The organism is Luteimonas sp. 22616, assembly GCF_052044325.1.
GTDB lineage: Bacteria > Pseudomonadota > Gammaproteobacteria > Xanthomonadales > Xanthomonadaceae > Luteimonas.
This window is the reverse complement of record NZ_JBQEMW010000001.1, coordinates 184,177-204,277: the sequence shown is the minus strand read 5'-3', so window position 1 is coordinate 204,277 and position 20,101 is coordinate 184,177. Positions and strand designations below refer to the sequence as shown.

At 69.1% G+C, this 20,101-nt stretch carries 20 protein-coding genes and 1 pseudogene; 8 read left to right on the top strand and 13 right to left on the bottom strand.

Features of this window, described 5'->3' with window-relative positions:
* Positions 1-28: 28 nt before the first annotated feature.
* From lptD to ACTJIL_RS00855, 7 genes and pseudogenes are all read left to right on the top strand, one after another.
* On the top strand, positions 29-2,437 hold the full coding sequence (gene lptD, locus ACTJIL_RS00885; protein WP_440753729.1) for an LPS assembly protein LptD: 2,409 nt from the start codon (positions 29-31) through the stop codon (positions 2,435-2,437).
* Positions 2,434-3,744 (top strand): peptidylprolyl isomerase, encoded by a 1,311-nt coding sequence (locus ACTJIL_RS00880; protein ID WP_440753728.1) that lies wholly within the window; start codon positions 2,434-2,436, stop codon positions 3,742-3,744. The genes lptD and ACTJIL_RS00880 overlap by 4 nt, the downstream gene beginning before the upstream one ends.
* Before the next feature lie 4 nt (positions 3,745-3,748).
* A complete protein-coding gene (gene pdxA / locus ACTJIL_RS00875) occupies positions 3,749-4,744 on the top strand; it encodes a 4-hydroxythreonine-4-phosphate dehydrogenase PdxA (protein WP_440753727.1) in 996 nt (331 codons plus the stop codon).
* Positions 4,741-5,097 (top strand): tRNA-binding protein, encoded by a 357-nt coding sequence (locus tag ACTJIL_RS00870; protein ID WP_440753726.1) that lies wholly within the window; start codon positions 4,741-4,743, stop codon positions 5,095-5,097. Before pdxA ends, ACTJIL_RS00870 begins: the two co-directional genes overlap by 4 nt.
* Positions 5,098-5,107: 10 nt before the next feature.
* Entirely contained in the window at positions 5,108-5,911 is an 804-nt protein-coding gene (gene rsmA / locus ACTJIL_RS00865; RefSeq protein WP_440753725.1) for a 16S rRNA (adenine(1518)-N(6)/adenine(1519)-N(6))-dimethyltransferase RsmA, read from the top strand.
* A 35-nt stretch (positions 5,912-5,946) separates the two neighbouring features.
* Complete coding sequence (apaG, locus tag ACTJIL_RS00860; RefSeq protein WP_440753724.1) at positions 5,947-6,330, top strand: Co2+/Mg2+ efflux protein ApaG; 384 nt, start codon at positions 5,947-5,949, stop codon at positions 6,328-6,330.
* A 22-nt stretch (positions 6,331-6,352) separates the two neighbouring features.
* Positions 6,353-7,171 (top strand): annotated as a pseudogene (locus tag ACTJIL_RS00855) (symmetrical bis(5'-nucleosyl)-tetraphosphatase); the annotation flags it as partial.
* A gap of 44 nt (positions 7,172-7,215) precedes the next feature.
* On the opposite strand, the gene ACTJIL_RS00850 reads toward ACTJIL_RS00855, so the two are convergent.
* The 8 genes from ACTJIL_RS00850 to ACTJIL_RS00815 form a co-directional block, all read right to left on the bottom strand.
* Positions 7,216-7,716 carry a dihydrofolate reductase gene (locus ACTJIL_RS00850; protein WP_440753723.1) on the bottom strand — a complete coding sequence of 167 codons (501 nt, stop codon included), beginning with the start codon at positions 7,714-7,716 and terminating at the stop codon, positions 7,216-7,218.
* 76 nt (positions 7,717-7,792) lie between these two features.
* The gene (locus tag ACTJIL_RS00845; RefSeq protein ID WP_440753722.1) at positions 7,793-8,587 is read right to left on the bottom strand and encodes a thymidylate synthase; all 795 of its coding nucleotides are present in this window, start codon (positions 8,585-8,587) and stop codon (positions 7,793-7,795) included.
* A 121-nt stretch (positions 8,588-8,708) separates the two neighbouring features.
* The gene (lgt, locus tag ACTJIL_RS00840) at positions 8,709-9,581 is read right to left on the bottom strand and encodes a prolipoprotein diacylglyceryl transferase (protein WP_440753721.1); all 873 of its coding nucleotides are present in this window, start codon (positions 9,579-9,581) and stop codon (positions 8,709-8,711) included.
* A 121-nt stretch (positions 9,582-9,702) separates the two neighbouring features.
* A complete protein-coding gene (locus tag ACTJIL_RS00835) occupies positions 9,703-10,197 on the bottom strand; it encodes a TPM domain-containing protein (protein ID WP_440755806.1) in 495 nt (164 codons plus the stop codon).
* A gap of 8 nt (positions 10,198-10,205) precedes the next feature.
* Positions 10,206-11,108 carry a TPM domain-containing protein gene (locus ACTJIL_RS00830; protein ID WP_440755805.1) on the bottom strand — a complete coding sequence of 301 codons (903 nt, stop codon included), beginning with the start codon at positions 11,106-11,108 and terminating at the stop codon, positions 10,206-10,208.
* Between the two features lie 22 nt (positions 11,109-11,130).
* Positions 11,131-11,748 carry a LemA family protein gene (locus ACTJIL_RS00825; RefSeq protein ID WP_440753720.1) on the bottom strand — a complete coding sequence of 206 codons (618 nt, stop codon included), beginning with the start codon at positions 11,746-11,748 and terminating at the stop codon, positions 11,131-11,133.
* A gap of 81 nt (positions 11,749-11,829) precedes the next feature.
* Positions 11,830-12,582, bottom strand: coding sequence for a TerC family protein (locus tag ACTJIL_RS00820; protein ID WP_440753719.1), 753 nt, complete (start codon positions 12,580-12,582; stop codon positions 11,830-11,832).
* Positions 12,583-12,652: 70 nt separating this feature from the next.
* Positions 12,653-13,033: a diacylglycerol kinase gene (locus ACTJIL_RS00815; RefSeq protein WP_440755804.1), complete on the bottom strand. Its 381-nt coding sequence runs from the start codon at positions 13,031-13,033 to the stop codon at positions 12,653-12,655.
* A gap of 260 nt (positions 13,034-13,293) precedes the next feature.
* Here ACTJIL_RS00815 and ACTJIL_RS00810 point away from each other — a divergent pair, with 260 nt between their 5' ends.
* On the top strand, positions 13,294-13,998 hold the full coding sequence (locus ACTJIL_RS00810; protein ID WP_440753718.1) for an SGNH/GDSL hydrolase family protein: 705 nt from the start codon (positions 13,294-13,296) through the stop codon (positions 13,996-13,998).
* A gap of 69 nt (positions 13,999-14,067) precedes the next feature.
* Here ACTJIL_RS00810 and ACTJIL_RS00805 read toward each other — a convergent pair whose 3' ends face one another.
* The 5 genes from ACTJIL_RS00805 to ACTJIL_RS00785 all read right to left on the bottom strand — a co-directional run bounded on the left by ACTJIL_RS00805 (position 14,068) and on the right by ACTJIL_RS00785 (position 20,091).
* Positions 14,068-15,021 carry an isoaspartyl peptidase/L-asparaginase family protein gene (locus ACTJIL_RS00805; RefSeq protein ID WP_440753717.1) on the bottom strand — a complete coding sequence of 318 codons (954 nt, stop codon included), beginning with the start codon at positions 15,019-15,021 and terminating at the stop codon, positions 14,068-14,070.
* Positions 15,022-15,227: 206 nt separating this feature from the next.
* The gene (locus ACTJIL_RS00800) at positions 15,228-16,463 is read right to left on the bottom strand and encodes an ABC transporter permease (RefSeq protein ID WP_440753716.1); all 1,236 of its coding nucleotides are present in this window, start codon (positions 16,461-16,463) and stop codon (positions 15,228-15,230) included.
* Complete coding sequence (locus ACTJIL_RS00795) at positions 16,460-17,164, bottom strand: ABC transporter ATP-binding protein (protein WP_440753715.1); 705 nt, start codon at positions 17,162-17,164, stop codon at positions 16,460-16,462. Before ACTJIL_RS00795 ends, ACTJIL_RS00800 begins: the two co-directional genes overlap by 4 nt.
* Entirely contained in the window at positions 17,161-18,678 is a 1,518-nt protein-coding gene (locus tag ACTJIL_RS00790; protein WP_440753714.1) for an efflux RND transporter periplasmic adaptor subunit, read from the bottom strand. The genes ACTJIL_RS00795 and ACTJIL_RS00790 overlap by 4 nt, the downstream gene beginning before the upstream one ends.
* Positions 18,679-18,792: 114 nt before the next feature.
* Positions 18,793-20,091, bottom strand: a complete 1,299-nt coding sequence (locus ACTJIL_RS00785; protein WP_440753713.1) for a sensor histidine kinase — start codon at positions 20,089-20,091, stop codon at positions 18,793-18,795.
* Between the last annotated feature and the right edge of the window lie 10 nt (positions 20,092-20,101).

The following is a 20,101-nucleotide window of genomic DNA, read 5'->3' as shown; positions in this document are numbered from 1 at the left end:
CGCCGCTTTTCGTTGAACGGATGCCCGCGTGCGCCCTGTTGTCCGCCTGCTGCCGCTGCCGCTGTGCATCGCCCTTTCGCTGGCCGCCCATGCCGACGAAGACCGTCCGGAAAACTGGTCGCTGTGTCCCGTGCAGGACGCGGTCCCGGTGTTCGCCAATGCACCATCGCCGGTCGGCTCGCCCGAAGATCGGGCGCTGCAGGACACGGACCTGGCCTGCGACAGCACCGAAGGCGTGATGGGCGGGACGGTGGTCTGCCAGGGCAACGTCACCCTCCAGCGCGGCGACCAGTTCCTGCAGGCCGACAACCTGCGCTTCGACCAGGAGAGCTCGCAGTACGCCGCCGAAGGCAACGTGCGCTACCAGGACTCGGGCATGCGCATGGTGGCGCAAAGCGCGCACGGCGACCAGACCAAGGACATCCACCAGATCGACGATGTCCGCTACCAGCTGATCGAACGGCGCGGCAACGGCGGCGCCGACAGCATCCGGATGGAAGGCACCCAGGGCGCCTTGATGGGTTCGACGTACTCGACCTGCCCGCCGGACGACCGCCACTGGGAACTGCGCGCGAACCGCATCGACATCGACACCGATTCGGGCTTCGGCACTGCGCGCAACGCGACCATCCGCGTTGGCAAGGTGCCGGTGCTGTACGTCCCGTGGTTCCGGTTCCCGATCGACGACCGCCGCGTGACCGGCCTGCTCTACCCCAACGTCAGCCAGTCCGGGCGCAACGGCTTCGACTGGCGCCAGCCGATCTACCTCAACCTCGCCCCGAACTACGACATGACCCTGGAACCCAGGCTCATGACCAAGCGCGGGCTGATGCTGAACACCGAGTTCCGCTACCTCACGCCCACCGGCAGCGGCGAGTTCGACATCGGCTACCTGCCGTCGGACGACCTCACCAGCCGCGAGCACGACGACGAGCTGGCCGAATTCCTGGACCCGGCTAACCGGTATCCGCTGGAAAACAGGCGCAAGGATGACCGCGGCCGCTTCCGGTTCCTCGGCAAGCAGAACATCAACCGCGCCTGGCAGGCGCGCGCCAACATCAACTGGATCAGCGACCCGCGCTACCTCGAGGATTTCAACAACAACCTCAGTTCGATCTCCAACTACCGGGTCAACAGCGACATCGGCGTCTACGGCCGCGGACGCCACTGGAATGCCGGCCTGATGGCCGATTATTACCAGCTGGCCGATTACACGCTGTCGGAAACGACCCTGCCCTACTACCGCCTGCCGCGTGCGTATTACAACTGGGAACAGTCGTTCGGCCGCTGGTTCACCGCCGGCATCAACGCCGAGGCGGCGCGGTTCCAGCACGTCGAGAGCGACGTCCGCCCCGGTGGCAGCCGGATCGACCTCAAGCCCTACGTCAGCATGCCGCTGGGTGGCTCGAGCTGGTTCATCACCCCCACCCTGGCCTGGCGCTACACCGGCTATCAGCTCGACCAGGACCTGGCGGACGGCCTCGCCGGCACCGGCACCCCCGAGACGTCGCCCAACCGCAGCCTGCCGATCAGCTCGATCGACGCCGGCCTGTATTTCGACCGCCACGTCAAGTTCCGCGGCGACGACTACGTCAACACGCTCGAGCCGCGGTTGTTCTATCTCAACGCGCCCTACCGCAACCAGGACAACCTGCCGATCTTCGACACCGGCCCGATGACCTTCAGCTGGGGCCAGCTGTTCCGCGACAACCGCTTCTCCGGCGCCGACCGCCAGACCGACGCCAACCAGCTGACCATGGCGGTGACCAGCCGCCTGATCCGCGAATCCGACGGGCGCGAGAAGCTGTCGGCCAGCCTCGGCCAGATCCGGTATTTCGAGGACTCCCGGGTCGGGCTGCGCGCCAACAGCCCGGTGCTCGAAAGCGGCCGCTCGGCCTGGGTTGCCGACGCCAGCTACGCGATCAACGACCGCTGGAACATCGGCGCGTCCTACCAGTGGGATCCGAAATCACGCAGCGAGGACCTCGCGAGCGTGCGTACCCGCTACCTGATCGGCGACGAGGGCATCGTCAACCTCAGCTACCGTTACCGCCGCAACGCCGGCAACGGCGAGGACCTGCTCGAACAGGCCGACCTGTCGTTCCTTTACCCGATCTCGCCGTCCTGGAGCCTGGTCGGTCGCTACTACTACTCGCTGCTGGACAACCAGTTGCTCGAAGGCATCGCCGGCGTGCAGTGGGACAGCTGCTGCCTGTCCGCCCGCCTGGTCGCCCGCCGCTACGTGCGAAACCGTACCGGCGACATGAACGACGCGATCCAGCTGGAGATCGAACTCAAGGGCCTGGGCTCGGCCGGCCCGGACACGGAGAGCCGTTTGCGCCGTGCTATCCTCGGCTACTATCGCGAGGACCTCTACCTCGTACCGCCGCCCGAAGTCCGCAGTGGCGACGACGACTCCCCCGACGACTCCCCATGAAGACATTCACCGCCTCTTTCCTTGCCGTCGCCCTGCTGTTCGGCACGGCAGCGCATGCGCAGCAGGTCCAGCCGCTCGACCGCATCGCCGCCGTCGTCGACGAGGACGTGATCCTGCAAAGCGAACTCGACCTCGCGCTCAACAACGTGCTGGCCCAGTACGTGGGTCGCGAGGACCAGCTGCCGCCGCGCGAGATCCTGCAGCGGCAGGTGCTCGAGCGCCTGATCCTGGTGCACCTGCAGTCCGCCCAGGCCAACCAGACCGGCGTGCGGGTCAGCGACGAGGAGATCGACACCGCCATCTCCAACATCGCCGCGCAGAACAAGCTGAGCCCGGACCAGATGCGCCAGCAGCTCGCCAACGACGGCATCTCCTACGATGATTTCCGCCGCTCGCTGCGCGACGAACTGCTGAGCCAGCGGCTGCGGCAGCGTTTCGCGCAGACCCGGATCAGCGTCAGCGAAGCCGAGGTCGAAGCCGCGCTGGCGTCCCAGGACGGCGAGCAGTACCACCTCGCGCACATTCTGGTCGCCCTGCCCGACGGCGCCACGCCCGAGCAGATCGCGACCGGGCAGCAGAAGGTCGAGGGCATCAAGGCTTTGCTCGACAAGGGCGAGATGGCCTTTTCCGCCGCCGCGGTGCGCTATTCGGACAGCCCGAACGCGCTGGAAGGCGGCGACCTGGGCTGGCGCAGCCTCGACGAGATCCCGGCCGCGTTCGCCAGCACCATCCGCGGCCTGCAGAACGGCCAGGTGATCGGGCCGATCCGCGGTCCTAGCGGCTTCCAGCTGCTGCAGCTGGTCGAAACCCGCGCCACCGACCAGGCGGCCGCGCAGAGCGTCACCCAGTTCCAGGCGCGTCACATCCTGGTCCGCGACGAAGGCGGGGACGACGCCAAGGCCAAGGCCCGGATCGACACCCTGCGCGCGCGCATCGCCGGCGGTGCCGACTTCACCGAAGTGGCGAAGGAAAGCTCCGACGACACCTTCACCAAGGACAAGGGCGGCGAGCTTGGCTGGTTCACCCAGGACCAGTTCGGGCCCGAGTTCGGCGCCGCGGTAGCCGGCCTGCAGGACGGCCAGGTGTCTGCGCCGTTCAAGACCCAGGCCGGCTGGCACATCGTCCAGCGCGAAGCCTCGCGCCAGGCCAACGTCACCGACGACAACCGCCGCGCGCAGATGCGCGAGCGCATCGGCCAGCGCAAGCTGGAAGACGAGTGGAACCGCTACCTGCGCGAGATGCGCGGCGAGGCCTACGTCGACATCCGCACCGGCACCCCGGCTGCCGCGGACGGCAACGGCGGCTGATCGAATGCGTCCGCGGCTCGCGCTGGTCCCGGGTGAACCGGCCGGCGTCGGGCCGGAACTGTGCATCCGCGCGATGCACCAGCAGCACGCCGCCGACATCGTCGTGTTCGGCGACCGCGACACCCTCGCGCGTGCCGCGGAAACCATCGGCCTGCCGGTTGCGTTCACGACGGCCGATGCGACCGAGGCCGCGCCGGGCACGATCCGGCTCATCAACATCCCCAACGCCGTTGCCGCGGAGTTCGGCACGCCCGACCCCGCCAACGCGAGCGCGGTGATCGCCGCGATGGAGCGCGGTGCCGCGGGCTGCATCGCGGGCGAGTTCGACGGACTGGTCACCGGCCCGGTGCACAAGGCGAACATCAACGCCGGCGGCATCGCCTACACCGGCACGACCGGCCTGCTGGCGCGGCAGGCCGGCTGCGAGGTGGTGATGATGCTGGCCAACGACATCGTGCGCGTGGCGCTGGCCACCACCCATCTGCCGCTGCGCGAAGTCGCCGATGCGATCACGCCCGCCGGGCTGGAACGCACGCTGCGCATCCTCGACGCCGCCCTGCGCGACGACTTCGGCATTGCCACGCCCGTCGTGGCCGTGCTCGGGCTCAATCCGCACGCCGGCGAGGCCGGGCACCTGGGCCGCGAGGAAATCGACGTGATCGAACCGGTGCTCGAACGCCTGCGTGGCGAAGGCATGACGTTGCATGGCCCGCTGCCGGCCGATACCGCCTTCCTGCCGGCCAGGCTCGCCGGGTTCGATGCGGTGCTGGCGATGTACCACGACCAGGGCCTGCCGGTGCTCAAGTACAGCGGTTTCGAACGCGCGGTGAACCTCACCCTCGGCCTGCCCTACCCGCGCGTCGCGGTCGACCACGGCACCGCGCTCGACCTGGCCGGCACCGGCACCGCCGATCCGTCGAGCCTGCTGGCTGCAATCGATACCTGCACGCGACTGGCGCGCCCACGCGCACTGGCACGCATGCAAGGGAGCACGACATGAGTGGCGACAGCGCCATGCAGCAGATCGGCTGGGATGATTTCATGAAGGTCGAGCTGCGCGTCGGCCGGGTGCTGTCGGCCGAACCGTTCCCGCAGGCGCGCAAACCGGCGTACATCCTGCAGGTCGACTTCGGCCCGGACATCGGCGTGCGCAAGTCCAGCGCGCAGGTCACCGCGCATTACCGGCCGGAGGAGCTGGTGGGACGGTTGGTGGTGGCGGTGGTCAACTTCCCGAAGAAGCAGATCGGGCCGCTGATGTCCGAATGCCTGGTCACCGGCTTCCACGACGCCGACGGCCACGTCGCCCTGTGCGTGCCCGACCGCGACGTGCCGTTGGGAACGAAACTGCTGTGAGCACTCCTGCATGAGCACGCACGCAGGCGACCATTTCCGCGCCCCGCCCAAGAAGTCGCTTGGCCAGCACTTCCTGCACGAGCGCGGCGTCGTCGACCGGATCATCCACGCCGTCGACCCGAAACCCGGCGACCGGCTGGTCGAGATCGGACCCGGCCAGGGCGCGATGACCTTCCCGCTGCTCGACCGCCACGGCGCGCTCACCGCGATCGAGTTCGACCGCGACCTGCTGCAGCCGCTCGCCGCCGCGGCGCGCGCGCACGGCGAGCTGACCCTGGTGCACGCCAACGTGCTGGACGTCGACTTCACCGCGCTGGCGGCGGGCACGCCGATCCGGCTGGTCGGCAACCTGCCGTACAACCTGTCGTCGCCGATCCTGTTCCACGCGCTGGACCACGCCACCGCCGTGCGCGACATGCACTTCATGCTGCAGAAGGAAGTCGTCGAGCGCGCTGCCGCCGGCCCCGGCAGCAAGATCTACGGCCGGCTGAGCGTGATGCTGCAGGCGTTCTGCGACGTCACCTCGTTGTTCACCGTCGGCCCCGGCGCGTTCCGGCCGCCGCCGAAGGTCGACTCGGCGGTGATGCGGCTTGTGCCGCGCGACCCAGCCCGGATCGGCATCGACGACCGCAGGCGCTTCGCCGACGTGGTCCGCGCCGCGTTCGGCCAGCGTCGCAAGACCCTGCGCAACGCGCTGCGCAATGTCTGCGACGAAGCGGCAATGCGCGCCGCGGGCGTCGACCCGCAGGCACGCGCCGAACAGCTCGAAGTGGCCGATTTCGTGCGCCTGGCGAACCTGCCCGTCACGATGTAGTCCAAGCGTTCACCGCAAGCCCTTACACTGTCGCCATGGACGAAACAGCGGACTACACCCTCGAAATCCAGATCGCCACCCGCTTCCTCGACGAGGAATCGGCGCCCGACGACGACCGCTACGTGTTCGCCTACACGATCCGCATCCGCAACCTCGGACGCCTGCCGGCGCAATTGCTCGCGCGGCACTGGGTGATCACCGATGCCAACGGCAAGGTCGAGGAAGTGCGCGGCGACGGCGTGGTCGGCGAACAGCCGCGGATCGAGCCCGGCGAACAATTCACCTACACCTCCGGCGCGGTGCTGGAGACCGCGGTGGGCACGATGCAGGGCAGCTACGACATGATCGGCGACGACGGCACGCACTTCGACGCGCCGATCCCGCCGTTCACGCTGTCGATGCCGCGGACCCTGCATTGAAGCGCGGGCAGGTGGCGGCGGCATGAGCGTCTGGGCCATCGGCGACCTGCAGGGCTGCCTCGAACCGACGCAGCGCCTGCTCGACAAGATCGCCTTCGACCCGGCGCGCGACAAGCTGTGGTTCTGCGGCGACCTGGTCAACCGCGGCGGCGAATCGCTGGAAACGCTGCGCCTGGTGCACTCGCTGCGCGATAGCGCGGTCAGCGTGCTGGGCAACCACGACCTGTCGCTGCTGGCGATCGCCGAGCGCCGCGAGGAGGACCAGCGCAAGGTCAACCCCGACTTGCGGCGGGTTCTGTTCGCGCCCGATCGCGACGTGCTGCTCGACTGGCTGCGCATGCAGCCGTTGGCGCACGTCGACCGCGATCTGGGCTGGATGATGATCCACGCCGGCCTCGCGCCGAAGTGGACCACGCAACTGGCCGAGCAGCACGCGCGCGAAGTCGAGGGCCGGTTGCGCAACGGCAGCTACCGCAAGCTGTTCAAGCAGATGTACGGCGACCGTCCGGCGTGGTCGCCCGGGCTCAAGGGCCTGGACCGCGAGCGCGCGATCATCAACGTCTTCACCCGCATGCGCTACTGCACGCCGCGCGGGCGCATCGCGTTCGAGGAGAAGAACACGCCCGGCACGCAGCAGCCCGGCCTGTATCCCTGGTACGAAGTGCCGGGCCACGCGCCGCGCGACCTGAAGATCGTCTGCGGCCACTGGAGCGCGCTGGGGCTGTTCATCGGCCACGGCGTGCATGCGATCGACACCGGCGCGGTCTGGGGCGGCAAGCTCACCGCACTGCAGCTCGACACCGACGAACTGCGCGTGGTGCAGGTGCCCGGCCGCGAGGTGGCCTAGGCCTTGTGGGAGCGGTCATGGCCGCTCCCACACGCTGCTCAGCGTGCGACGCGCCGGTAGTCGACGAACTCGTAAGCGAACGCGTGTTTCGCATCGGCTTCATGCCGCTGGCGCGATGCCTCGCGCCATATGCCCTGGTCGAACATCGGAAAAAATGCATCCGCGCCTTCGACCGCGGTGTCGACATGGGTCAGGTGCAGCGTCGTCGCCAACGGCAGCGTGAGCGCATAGACCTGCGCACCTCCGATCACGCACAGCTCGCCCGCACCATCAGACGCCGCCACGCGCAGCGCGGCATCGACCGAGGCCACCGCTTCCATGCCCTCGAATGGCACCCGGCCGCTGCGCGTGAGCACCAGGTTGCGTCGTCCGGGCAGCGCACGGCCAAGCGACTCGGCCGTCTTGCGGCCCATCAGGATCGGCTTGCCCAGGGTCAGCTGCTTGAAGCGCTTCAGATCGGCAGGCAGGTGCCATGGCAACGCGTTGTCGCGGCCGATGGCGCGGTTGCGGTCGAACGCGGCGACGAGGGAAACGCACATCCCGGCTTCGCCTTCCGCTGCCGACGACTGTCCCTCTTGCGAATCACCCATCACGAACTACGCATCCTCGGCGCGATCACACCGCCACCGGCGCCTTGATCGCCGGCAGCGGGTCGTAGCCCTCGATGGCGATGTCGTCATAGCGGAAGCCGAAGATGTCGCGCACGTCGGCGTTCAACTTCAGCATCGGCAGCGCGCGCGGCGTGCGCGAGAGCTGCTCGCGCGCCTGCTCGTAGTGGTTCGAGTACAGGTGCGCGTCACCGAGCGTGTGCACGAAGTCGCCGACCCCAAGCCCCGTCACCTGCGCCACCATGTGGGTCAGCAGCGCGTAACTGGCGATGTTGAACGGCACGCCGAGGAAGATGTCGCCGCTGCGCTGGTACAGCTGGCAGCTGAGCTTGCCGTCGACCACGTAGAACTGGAACAGCGCGTGGCACGGCATCAGCGCCATCTTCGGCAGGTCGGCCACGTTCCACGCGCTGATCACCAGCCGCCGCGAGTCCGGATTGCGTTTGATCTCGTCGACCAGCCACTGGATCTGGTCGACCTCGCCGCCGTCAGCGGTCGCCCAGCGCCGCCACTGCTTGCCGTAGACCGGGCCGAGTTCGCCATCGGCGTCGGCCCACTCGTCCCAGATGCCGACCTTGTTGTCCTTCAGGTAGGCGATGTTGGTCTCACCCTTCAGGAACCACAGCAGCTCGTGCACGATCGAGCGCAGGTGCAGCTTCTTGGTGGTGACCAGCGGGAAGCCCGCGTTGAGGTCGAAGCGCATCTGCCAGCCGAACACGCTGCGGGTGCCGGTGCCGGTGCGGTCCGACTTCTCGGCGCCGTGCTCGAGCACGTGGCGCAACAGGTCGAGGTACTGGTGCATGCAAATCCTCTCGCAGGTCGGGGCTACGCCCCCGACATTACGTATTCCGGCCGTTGTTGCGGGCGTCGGGGGCGCAGCCCCGACCTGCGGCGCCCACCGGCATTCTTCCCGACGCTGGGGGTCATGCGGAAGGCTGCGGCTGCAGCGTCGGCGCGCGCCGCGACATCCACAGCCAGACCAGGCCGACCGCGATCAACGGCAGGCTCAGCACCTGGCCCATGGTCAGCCAGCCGAAGGCGAGGTAGCCGATCTGCGGATCGGGCAGACGCACGAATTCGACCGCGAAGCGGAACACGCCGTACAGCAGCGCGAACATGCCCGCCACGGCGTAGCGCGGTCGCGGCTTGCGCGAGTACCACCACAGGATGCAGAGCATCGCCACGCCTTCGAGCCCGGCCTGGTAGAGCTGTGAAGGATGGCGCGCGAACATGTCCAGCGCACCGGACTCGAACTGCGCGCGCAGCGCGGCCGGGTCGAACCCGAGCTTCACGATTTCCGGCGCCTGCGGGAACACCACGCCCCAGCTGCCATCGGTCGGCTTGCCCCACAGTTCGCCGTTGATGTAGTTGCCCAGGCGCCCGAGACCGAGGCCCGCCGGCACCAGCGGCGCGACGAAATCGGCGACGTCGAAGAAATGCAGCTTCTGCCGCCGCGACCACAGCCAAGCGGCGACCATCACCCCCAGCAGCCCGCCGTGGAAGCTCATCCCGCCTTCCCAGATCTTGAACACCTGCAGCGGGTGCGCGAGGTAGGTGGGCAGGTCGTAGAACAGGATGTAGCCGATGCGCCCGCCCAGCACCACGCCGAGCATGCCGTAGAACATCAGGTCGCCGAACGCGTTGGCGTCCACGCCAGGCAGCCGGCCATCACGCACGCGGCGCTGGCCGAGGAACCAAGCCACCGCGAACCCGAGCAGGTACATGATCCCGTACCAGTGCACGGCCAGCGGGCCGAGCCGGAAGGCAATCGGGTCGATCTGGTTCAGTAGCAGCATCTGGCTCGGCACTCCGGGATTCGTCCGTGCCTATTGTGCCGCGCCGCGGAAGCCGGCGCTTGTGCGGATCGCAGCCATCGTGCACTCCCGCGATGGCGGGAGGCAGACGCCGCACCGACCGTCACAGCACGCGCGGCAGGTCCGGCAGTTCGTTCTCGTCGGCGTCACCGGGCGCGCGCGGGAAATGCGCGGCAAGCAGGTCCGCGATGGCGGCAACTCCGCCCACGATCGCCGCCTCCGGCTCGCCGGCGCGCAGGCGCTCCTCCATCAGCACGCAGGTCCCGCGCCATTGCTCTTCACTGACCAGGCCTGCGAGGCCGCGATCGGCGACGACCTCGATGCGGTGGTCGGCCAGCAGCAGGTAGACCAGGACGCCGTTGTTGGCCCGGGTGTCCCAGACTCGCAGCTGCGCAAACACCTCGTGCGCGCGATCGCGGGCCTGCACGCCGCGCAGCACCTGCCGCAGCGGCAGCGCGGGTTCGACCGCGAAGCAGACCTCACCGCGATGGCGCGCTTCGCCCACGGTGACGGCATCGGCGATGCGCTGCAGGCTGGCCGCCGGAAACATGCCAGCCGCGGGAGCGGCGAATACATGCCGCAGCAAGCGCGAGGCCATGCCCGCCATCACCAGCTCCCCGAGGCGCCGCCGCCTCCGCTCATGCCGCCACCGCCGGACCAGCCACCGCCTCCGCCAAAGCCGCCGCCCGACCCGCCACCGAAGCCGCCTCCACCGCCCCCGCCGCCGAACCCGCCCCAGCCACCGTGGCGGGCATAGCTCCCCGCCGGCAGCTTGACCAGGCCGTAGAAGAATCCGATCAGCGCCGCCAGGCCGCCGAGGCCGAGCAGCGACGACAGCAGCCACGCCACCCCGCCCGCGACGCCGCCGGTCAGCACGCCGCGCACGCCGGCCGGCGTGCGCCCGAACACCCCGCGCACGAAACTCGCGGCGATGAACGCCGCGAACAGCGCGAACAGCCAGTCGCCGCCGCCACCTTCCTTGCCGCGGTTGTCGGCGATCGGTTCCGGCAGCGGCTCGCCGTCGATCAGCTTCACCAGCACCGCAGTGGCATCGACGATGCCGCCGCCGTAGTCGCCGGCGCGGAACTTCGGCGCCATGTATTCCTGGATGATGCGGCCGGCGGTGATGTCCGGGATCGCGCCCTCCAGGCCATAGCCCGGCTGGATGCGCACGCGCCGGTCGTCCGTCGCCACCACCAGCAGCACCGCGTCGTCGACCCCCTTGCGGCCGAGCTTCCACTGGTCGAACACGCGCTGCGTGTATTGCTCGATCGACTCGGGCTGCGTACTGCGCACCAGCAGCACCTGCAGCTGGCTGCCCTTGCGCTGCTGCAGCGCGAGCGCCTGCTGTTCGAGCTGCTGCCTGTGCGCGGCATCGAGCGTGCCGGTGGTGTCGACCACCGGCGAATCCAGCGGCGGGATCGCCGCGAGCTGCTGTGCGCGCGACTGCTGCCACGGCAGCAACGCCAGCAGCACTGCCAGCAGCCCGCTGGCGCCCAGCCGCGGCAACATCATCCCGGCCCGCGTCGGCTCAATTGGCCGGCTGCGGCGGCGGTTGTTGCTGCGGCGCGGCCGGCGCCTGCCCGAAGTCGACCGCCGGTGCTTCCTGGATCGCGCGTTCGTTCTCGACCGTGAAGTTCGGCTTCTGCTTGTAGCCGAACATCATCGCCACAAGGTTCTGCGGGAACGAGCGGATGTAGGTGTTGTAGTCCTGCACGAGCTGGATGTAGCGGCCGCGCGCCACGGTGATCCGGTTCTCGGTGCCCTCGAGCTGGGTCTGCAATCCCAGGAAGGACTGGTCGGCCTTCAGGTTGGGGTAGTTCTCCACCACCACCATCAACCGCTGCAGCGCGCTCGACAGCTCGCCCTGCGCCTGCTGGAACTGGGCAAGCGACGCCGGGTCGTCCGCGTTGACGTTGACCTGCCCGACCTTGGCGCGCGCCTGCGTCACCTGGGTGAGCACCTGCTGCTCGTGCGCCGCGTAGCCCTTCACCGTGCTGACCAGGTTGGGGATCAGGTCGGCACGGCGCTTGTACTGGTTCAGTACCTCGGACCAGCCGGCCTTGACCGCTTCATCCTTCTGCTGGATCTGGTTGTATCCACAGCCGCTGAGCAGCGCGGCGAGCACCATCAACAGGATCAAGCGCATGGTCCGGCTCCGTTGGGAAGACGCCGGCATTGCAGCACCCTGCGCGGCCCGGCGCAACGCCCCGGTTCGGCGGCGCTCCCTTCAGGATTCCTCGCCGCGCAGCGCCTCGCGCAGCCGCGCTCGGCGCTTGGCCCACAGGTTCAGCGTTTCCACCGCGGCCGAGAAGCCCATCGCGCCGTAGATGTAGCCCTTGGGCATGTGGATGCCGAGACCGTCCACGAGCAGGTAGGCGCCGATCAGCACGATGAACGCCAGCGCCAGCATCTTGATCGTCGGGTTGTTGTCGATGAACTGGCCCAGTGGCCGCGCGGCCAGCAGCATCACCGCCACCGCCAGCAGGATCGCCGCCACCATCACCGGCACGTACTGGTCGGCCATGCCGACCGCGGCGATCACCGAGTCGAGCGAGAACACGATGTCGATCACCGCGATCTGCGCGATCACCGCGCCGAAGGAGGTGACCGGCTTGGTGTGGATGTCCTCGGACTCGTCCTCGCCCGCGACCAGGTCGCGGATCTCCATCGTGCCCTTCACCAGCAGGAACACGCCGCCGAGGATCAGCACCAGGTCGCGGATCGAGACCCCTTGCCCGAATACCGTGAACAGGTCCTGCTTCATGTGCGCCAGGTAGGCGAGCGTGAGCAGCAGCGCGATGCGGGTGATGCAGGCCACGGCGATGCCGAACTTGCGCGCGCGTTCGCGCTGCGCCGCCGGAAGGCGACTCACCGCGATCGAGATGAACACGAGGTTGTCGATGCCCAGCACGATCTCGATCGAACTCAACGTCAACAGCAGGATCCATACCTGCGGATCGGCCAGCATTTCCCAACTCATCAAACGGTTTCCTTCAAGAATGACCCGATGGCTTCGGGCGCGGAGAGCGCGGGGACGACGGTCACCGGCTTCACGTCCAGCGCGGCGCCAGGACCAGTCCCCAGCACAGCAATACGTTCATCATCAGCACGAACACCGCCGCGGACCCCATGTCCTTGGCGCGCCCGGCGAGTTCATGGTGTTCGGCGCCGTAGCGCTCGATCACCGCTTCGATCGCGGAATTGAGCAGTTCCACGGCCAGCACCAGCAGCATCGAACCGATCAGCAGCGCGCGCTCGACACCATTGCCGCCCAGCCACGCGCCCAGCGGCGCAAGCACCACGAACAGGTACACCTCGAGCCGGAACGACGACTCGTGCAGCCACGCCGCACGCAGGCCCTGCATGGACCAGACCGTGGCCTTCAGGATCCGCCCCGGGCCGCGCGGCAGATGTCCGACCTCGTCGGCCACCTCAGCGCCCGCCATGGCGGGCGGCGGCGGAATCGATGCCGCACCGGCGGAGTGGATTCGTCGCGATGCGGCGGCCGCCTGGGGCAGGGTCTGGGATCAGTGGCATGGAAAGGAGATTGGCGCCGCGGCCGATAAGCCGGAATCCTGCAATTTTGCCACATGGGCGGCGTCCGCCGCCCATCCGGCCCGGTGAACCCCCCAGGGTTTGCAATCGATTCCCGGCGCTGTTCCACTGGCGCCCCGCGCCCCAGGGAGCCTCCATGCGACCGATCGCCCTGCCCGCCTTGCTGCTGGCCGCCCTGCTCGCCGCCTGCACCGGTGCCGGCCCGACGACAGCGCGGGTCGCGTCCGTGCCGCCCGCCGCCGAGGCCGTGTCGTCGCCCCAGTGGGCAGCCGACATGGCCCGCTTCGCCGCCGAGGACGCGCGCAACCCGCCGCCGGCGCATCCGATCGTGTTCACCGGCAGCTCCTCGGTGCGGATGTGGCTCACGCTGGCGGAGGATTTCCCCGGCCGGCCGGTGCTCAACCGCGGCTTCGGCGGCTCGCAGCTGCGCGATGCGACCTGGTACGCGGACGAGGTCGCCATCCATTACCAGCCGCGCCAGGTCGTGCTGTACGCGGGCGACAACGACATCGATGCCGGGCGCCCGCCGCAACAGGTCCTGGCCGATTTCCGCGCCTTCGTCGCCCGCGTCCGACGCGACTTGCCCGGTGTCCCGATCGCGTGGCTGGCGATCAAGCCCAGCCTGGCGCGCATCGACCAGCTGCCGGCGCAGCGCGAGGCCAACGCACTGGTGAAGGCCGAAGCGGCGCGGATGCGCGATGTCGCGTTCATCGACGTCGCCACGCCGATGCTCGATGCCGACGGCAAGCCGCGCGCCGAGCTGTTCCTGGCCGACGGCCTGCACATGAACGACGAGGGCTACGCGCTCTGGCGCGGCATCGTCGTGCCATACCTGCGCTGACCACGCGACGAACGCAGGCCGCCGCTGCGGGATGCTGGTCCGTTCGCGTCGGCGACGGTTGCCTCCGGCCTACTCGCGGAAGATCGCGGTGCCGCGCGTGCCGTCCGGCCGGATCCAGCCGCGATACATGCCCGAAGTGTTGAACGCCATGACCACGTTGCCGTCGCGGTCGAGTGCGATCGCGCCGCCGTCGCCGCCCAGTTCCGGCACCGCCCCCAGGATCACCGCGTCGGTCGCGGCCCGCAGCGAATCGCCGCGGTAGGCCATGCGCGCGGCGATGTCGTGCGCGACCGCGCAGCGGATAAAGAACTCGCCCCAGCCGGTGCCGGACACGCCACAGCGCTCGTCCGCCCAGGTGCCGGCGCCCACCAGCGGCGTGTCGCCGACCCGACCCCAGCGCTTGTTGGTCATGCCGCCGGTGGACGTGGCCGTGGCAATGTGGCCGTCGGCGTCCAGCGCCACCGCGCCGACGGTGCCGAAATACTTGCCCTTGAGATTATCCGCGGCATCGGCGTCGGCGCGCTCTCGGGTCTGCGCCTGTTCGAGTTCGCGCCGGCGATGCGCGGTATCGAAGTACGTGTTGGGAACCTGTTCGATGTCACCACGCGTGCCGGCGAAAGCTTCCGCGCCGGCACCGATCAGCATCACGTGCGGCGAGTGCTCCATCACCGCGCGCGCCAGCGAGACCGGATTTCGGATGGTGGTGACCCCCGCGACCGCGCCGGCACGACGGGTGTGGCCTTCCATCACCGAGGCATCCAGTTCATGGCGACCATCAGCATCGAAGACCGCGCCATGGCCGGCATTGAAGCGCGGCGAATCCTCCAGCGCGCGCACCGCGGCCTCGACCGCGTCGAGCGCGCTGCCGCCGCGGGCGAGCACCGCGTGACCAGCGTCGAGCGCCGCATCGAGGTCGGCGCGGATCGCGCGCTCATCTTCAGCGTCGAGCTTGTCGCGTTCGATGACGCCTGCGCCGCCGTGGATGACCAGTGCCGTGGGACGGGAATGGGTTGTTTGGCTCATCGCTACAGGATATGCGATTGGCCGGGACGCGCTATCGACTTCAATCCTGTAGGAGCGGCTTCAGCCGCGAGCTCCTTCGCAAGGCGCTGGCTGTCTGGGAAAAAGCTCGCGGCTGAAGCCGCTCCTACAAAAAGCCTTTCCCCGCGGGCGCATGGCGGCACCGCGCTCGCTCCATCGCGCAAAAGTGGCGGCGGCGCAACCCCGGCCTACTGCTGTCGCAGCGCCTCGATCGGGTCGAGCTGCGAGGCCTTTCGCGCCGGGTAGTAGCCGAAGAACAGCCCGGTGCTGATCGAGAACACCGCCGCCAGCGCCACCACCTGTCCGTTCAGCGCCACCGGCAGCTCGCTGAACCTGCCGACCAGCAGCGCGCCGACCACGCCAATCGCGATGCCGATGACGCCGCCGATCAGCGAGATCAGCATCGCCTCGGCGAGGAACTGCCGGCGCACGTCGCTCGGCCCCGCGCCCACCGCCATCCGCAGGCCGATCTCGCGGATGCGCTCGGTCACCGACACCAGCATGATGTTCATGATGCCGATGCCGCCGATGATCAGGCAGATCGTCGCCACCGCGCCCAGCAGCTTGGACATCAGGTTGGTGGTGGCGGTGCGCGTGGCCACGATTTCGCTGATGTTGCGCACGCGGAAGTCGTCATCGTCGCCGGGCCGGATCTTGTGGCGCTGGCGCAGCAGCGCCTCCACCTCGCCCTGCACGTAGTCCAGGTCGTCGGCACTGGTGACGGTCAGCGCGATCTGCATCACTGCGCTCGGCGGCAGGCCCATCATCCCGAGCAGGCGCCGACGGCCGGTTTCCAGCGGCACCATCACGATGTCGTCCTGGTCCTGGCCGAAGCCGCCCTGCCCCTTCGGCGCCAGCGTGCCGACCACGGTGAACGGCACCCGGCCCAGGCGAATGGTCTGGCCGACGCCGCTGTCGTCGCCGAACAGCGTGCGGCGCACGGTCTCGCCGATGATCACGTGCTTGGCGGCGCTGCTGTAGTCCTGCGCATCGAAGCCCGCGCCCTGGCCGATCTTCCAGTCGTTGATCGCGAACCAGTCCGGCTGCACGCCTTGCCAGTTGGTCGCCGCGTTGTTTTCCGCGAATACCACCTGGGTGCCGCCGCGCAGCGCGCCGGCGACGTACTGCACCTCCGGGATTTCGCTGCGGATCGAGTCGACGTCGCCTTCGCTGAGGGTGAAGAAGCTGCTCGCGCTCATGCGCGCACCGCCGGAGCCGCGGCCCGCGCCCGGGGAGATGTCCAGGCGCTGCGAGCCAAGACCGGACACGAGGCTGTCGATCTCGCGCTGCGTGCCCTGCCCGACCGACACCATCACGATCACCGCGGCGATGCCGATGATCACGCCCAGCGAGGTCAGCGCGCTGCGCATCCAGTTGCCGCGCAGGGCGTGGATGGCGGTGCGGAGGATGTCGGTGAAGTTCATGGCCGCGCCTGCTCGTGCAACTCGCCGTCGTGCATGACAAACGTGCGGTCGGCATGTGCGGCGACCTCGGCGTCATGGGTGATCAGCACCACCGTGTGGTCGGCATCTCGCAGGCGCTTGAACAGCGCGAGGATCTCCTCGCCGGTCTTGCTGTCGAGCGCACCGGTGGGTTCGTCGGCGAGCAGGATCGGGGGCTGGTTGATCAACGCTCGCGCGATCGCCACACGCTGCTGCTGGCCACCGGACAACTCGCTGGGCAGGTGCCCGGCGCGTTCGGACAGGCCGACCGCAGCCAGCGCCTCGCGCGCGCGCTCGTGGCGCTCGGCGACCGGCACGCGCGCGTAGCCCAGTGGCATCGCCACGTTGTCCAGCGCGGTCATCCGCGGCAACAGGTTGAAGCCCTGGAACACGAAGCCGATCTTGTCGCGGCGCAGGGTGGCCAGCTCCTCGGCGTCGAGCGTGGAGACGTCGACGCCGTCGCATTCGTAGGTACCGCTGCTGGCGGTATCGAGGCAACCGACCAGGTTCATCAACGTCGACTTCCCCGAGCCCGACGGCCCCATGATCGCGACGAAATCGCCGCGGCCGATGCGCAGGTCAACGTCCTTGAGCGCGGCCACCTCGGCCTGCGTGCCCGGCGAGTAGACCTTGCCGAGGCCGCGTGTCTCGATCACCGCGACCGGGTTGCGGGCTGCGTTCATTGTCGCGCGCGCTCGCCGGTGACCACCACGTCGCCGGCCTTGATGTTGCCGGACACTTCCGTGCTGGTGCCGTCGCTGGCGCCGATGCGCACCATCACCCGCTGCGGCTTGTCGTCGACCAGCGTGTACAGCGGTGCGCGACGCGCGCCGACCAGCGCGGACACGGCGGCATCCCACTGCTTGCGCCGGGCATCGTCGAGCGAAGCGCGGAAGCCGGCGAAATCCTGCTGGTAACGTTCCAGCATGCGCTGGCGCATCTGCGCCTGCATCGCGCCATCGCCGCCGCCCATGACCCGCATCCCGCCGCCACGCCCGCCGAACAGGCTGTTGCCGCCCTGCTGCGGCGCGGCCTGGCGCGCCGCCTGGCGTTGCCGGATCGCCTCGATCGCGGCATCGAATGCGGCCTGTTGCGTTGCGTCCGGCTTCAGCGCCGCCGCGGTGCGGGCCAGGTCGTCGGAAATCCCGCCGCCACTTCCGCCGCCACGCTGCGCGGCCGCCTGCTGGCCCGTCGCGGTGGCCTCGTCCGCCGGCTTGTAGCGCAGCGCCGCGTTGGCGACCTTGAGCACGCCATCGCGCTTGCTGACCTCGATCTCGGCGTTCACCGTCAGGCCCGGCAGCAGGGTGCCGTCGGTGTTGTCGACGGTGACCACGACCGGATAGGTGACGACGTTGTTGGTGGTCGTCGCCGACAGCCGCACCTGTTCGACCACGCCCTTGAACTGGCGGTCGGGGAAGGCATCGGCAGTGAACGACACCGCTTGCCCGGCCTTGACCTGGCCGATGTCGGATTCGTCGACGGCCAGCTCGATCTTCATCTTCGACAGGTCCTCGGCGATGGTGAACAGCTCCGGCGCCTGCAGGCTCGCGGCCACGGTCTGGCCAGGCTCGATGGTGCGGGTGAGCACGACGCCGTCCACCGGCGAGCGGATCACGGTGCGGCCGAGGCTGATGCGGGTGGTTTCGGTGGAGGCCGTCTGCTGGCGGATCTGCGCCTGCGCGGCGTTGACCTGGGCCCGGGCCTGGTCGCGTGCGGCGCGGGCGAGGTCGATGTCGCTTCTGGCGACCAGCTGCTGCGCGCCGAGCTCGGACTTGCGCCGGTAGTCGGCCTCGGCGTTGGCCAGCGTCGCCTGCGCCTGCCGCAGCGAGGCCTGGGCACTCGCGACCTGGGCATTGCCCTGGTTGATCTGTGCCTCGTAGGTGCTCGGGTCGATGCGCGCGATCACCTGGTCCTTCACGACCTTGTCGTTGAAGTCGACCAGCACATCGGTGACCTGGCCCGACACCTGGCTGCCGACAGTGACGGTGGAGATCGCGCTCAGCGTGCCGGTCGCGGAAATGGCCACGCGGATATCGCCGCGCTCGACCGTCGTGGTCCGCCACGCGCCCTCGTCGGCGGCGGCCCGTTGGGATCTCCAGTACCACGTCGCGAGCACCGCCAGTGCAACCACGACCACGCCCACCAGCAGGCGGCGCGTCATGCGGGAAGGGGTCGGCTTCTTGCGTGGTGTGCTCATGCGTTGCGTTCGTGGGGAAAGGGTGTCGATTTCAGTCAACGCGCGGAAGGATGCCGGGTTGACAGCGTCCGGCCGCGACCGGTTTCCGGCGACGGGGAATCTTCAGGCAACGCATCAGGCAACGGAGTCAGCAATGACGTCGCGGGCGAAATCGATGGTCACCACCGTGCCGACCCCCGGGGTGCTGTCCAGCGTCACCTTCCAGTCGAAGCGGTCGGCCAGCCGCCGCACGATCGACAGTCCCATGCCTTTGCCGCTCGGGTTGACCCTGTCGGCGCGGTAGAACGGGTCCCAGGCCCTGTGCAACACCCCGGGCGTCATGCCGATGCCGGTGTCGACAACGACCAGGCTGCCAGGTTCGACCCGCACCTCGATGCGCCCGCGCTCGGTGAACACGCAGGCGTTGTCCAGCACCTGGCCGAGCATCACTGCCAGTACCCGCGGCGAGGCGTGCAGGCGGGGCGAGGCCGTCGCGACCACCTCCAGCTCCACCGGCTTGCCCGCCAGCAGCGGGCGCGCCTTCTCGACCTCCTCGTCGACGACGACCGCGACATCGAAGTCCTCGGTCAACGGCGCGTGCCCATGTTCGCGGGCCAGGATCAGGAAGGCGTCGATGATCGCCTCCATGTCGCGGCCGGCCTGCTGGATCCGCTGCAGGGTGCGGTGCCCGCGCGCGGGGACGTCCTCGTCGGCCAGCATCATGTCGGTGGCCACGCGGATCACGGTCAGCGGCGTGCGCAGTTCGTGGCTGGCGTCGCGGGTGAAGTCGCGCTCGCGCGCGACGAGGTCACGGGTGCGCCGGGTCAGGCTGCGCAGCGCGCTGGTCAGCTGCCCGACCTCGCCATCGGCTTCGCCCGGTATCCGCCCGGGTGCGATGGAATGCATGTCCGGTTTGCCCGGGTCCCAGTGCGCCACCTGTCGTGCCAGCCAGCTCACCGGGGTCACGAGCCGCTTCGATGCGCGGTAAGTCAGCCAGGTAGTCAGGTAGACGGCCACCAGCGCCAGCAGCATCGATACCAGCCCCGCGCGCGCGATGATCGCGTCGAGCAGGTCGAACGACATCACCAGGTACAGGCGTCCCTGCGGGCGCTCGTCGACGATCAGCTTGCGGTTGCCGCCGGGCAGGTCGGAGACACCGATCCCGTACCGGCGCAGTTCGGCAGGCACCTGGTCCTGCAACTGCCCGGTGGCCACGAAATAGCCATGCATGGTCGAGGCCCGGGGCAGCGGATACGCCGGATCCCGCGCGCGGCCGTTCCAGAACTCCTGCGCTTCGCCGCGCAGCTGCTGGTCGGTCAGCGCGTCCTTGACGATGCTGCCGGTGACCACCGCCCCGACGACCACGACGAGGCTGGCCAGCACCACCTGCAGGATGAAGGCATAGCGAAGTTTGCGCGGCAGGCCTTGCGACATGGCGACGACC

Bases quoted from the DNA above. Each gene is read 5' to 3' on its own strand.
- ACTJIL_RS00880 (WP_440753728.1), top strand. From the start codon at position 2,434: ATGAAGACATTCACCGCCTCTTTCCTTGCCGTCGCCCTGCTGTTCGGC.
- pdxA (WP_440753727.1), top strand. From the start codon at position 3,749: ATGCGTCCGCGGCTCGCGCTGGTCCCGGGTGAACCGGCCGGCGTCGGG.
- ACTJIL_RS00870 (WP_440753726.1), top strand. From the start codon at position 4,741: ATGAGTGGCGACAGCGCCATGCAGCAGATCGGCTGGGATGATTTCATG.
- rsmA (WP_440753725.1), top strand. From the start codon at position 5,108: ATGAGCACGCACGCAGGCGACCATTTCCGCGCCCCGCCCAAGAAGTCG.
- apaG (WP_440753724.1), top strand. From the start codon at position 5,947: ATGGACGAAACAGCGGACTACACCCTCGAAATCCAGATCGCCACCCGC.
- ACTJIL_RS00850 (WP_440753723.1), bottom strand. From the start codon at position 7,716: ATGTGCGTTTCCCTCGTCGCCGCGTTCGACCGCAACCGCGCCATCGGC.
- ACTJIL_RS00845 (WP_440753722.1), bottom strand. From the start codon at position 8,587: ATGCACCAGTACCTCGACCTGTTGCGCCACGTGCTCGAGCACGGCGCC.
- lgt (WP_440753721.1), bottom strand. From the start codon at position 9,581: ATGCTGCTACTGAACCAGATCGACCCGATTGCCTTCCGGCTCGGCCCG.
- ACTJIL_RS00835 (WP_440755806.1), bottom strand. From the start codon at position 10,197: ATGGCCTCGCGCTTGCTGCGGCATGTATTCGCCGCTCCCGCGGCTGGC.
- ACTJIL_RS00825 (WP_440753720.1), bottom strand. From the start codon at position 11,748: ATGCGCTTGATCCTGTTGATGGTGCTCGCCGCGCTGCTCAGCGGCTGT.
- ACTJIL_RS00820 (WP_440753719.1), bottom strand. From the start codon at position 12,582: ATGAGTTGGGAAATGCTGGCCGATCCGCAGGTATGGATCCTGCTGTTG.
- ACTJIL_RS00810 (WP_440753718.1), top strand. From the start codon at position 13,294: ATGCGACCGATCGCCCTGCCCGCCTTGCTGCTGGCCGCCCTGCTCGCC.
- ACTJIL_RS00805 (WP_440753717.1), bottom strand. From the start codon at position 15,021: ATGAGCCAAACAACCCATTCCCGTCCCACGGCACTGGTCATCCACGGC.
- ACTJIL_RS00800 (WP_440753716.1), bottom strand. From the start codon at position 16,463: ATGAACTTCACCGACATCCTCCGCACCGCCATCCACGCCCTGCGCGGC.
- ACTJIL_RS00795 (WP_440753715.1), bottom strand. From the start codon at position 17,164: ATGAACGCAGCCCGCAACCCGGTCGCGGTGATCGAGACACGCGGCCTC.
- ACTJIL_RS00790 (WP_440753714.1), bottom strand. From the start codon at position 18,678: ATGAGCACACCACGCAAGAAGCCGACCCCTTCCCGCATGACGCGCCGC.
- ACTJIL_RS00785 (WP_440753713.1), bottom strand. From the start codon at position 20,091: ATGTCGCAAGGCCTGCCGCGCAAACTTCGCTATGCCTTCATCCTGCAG.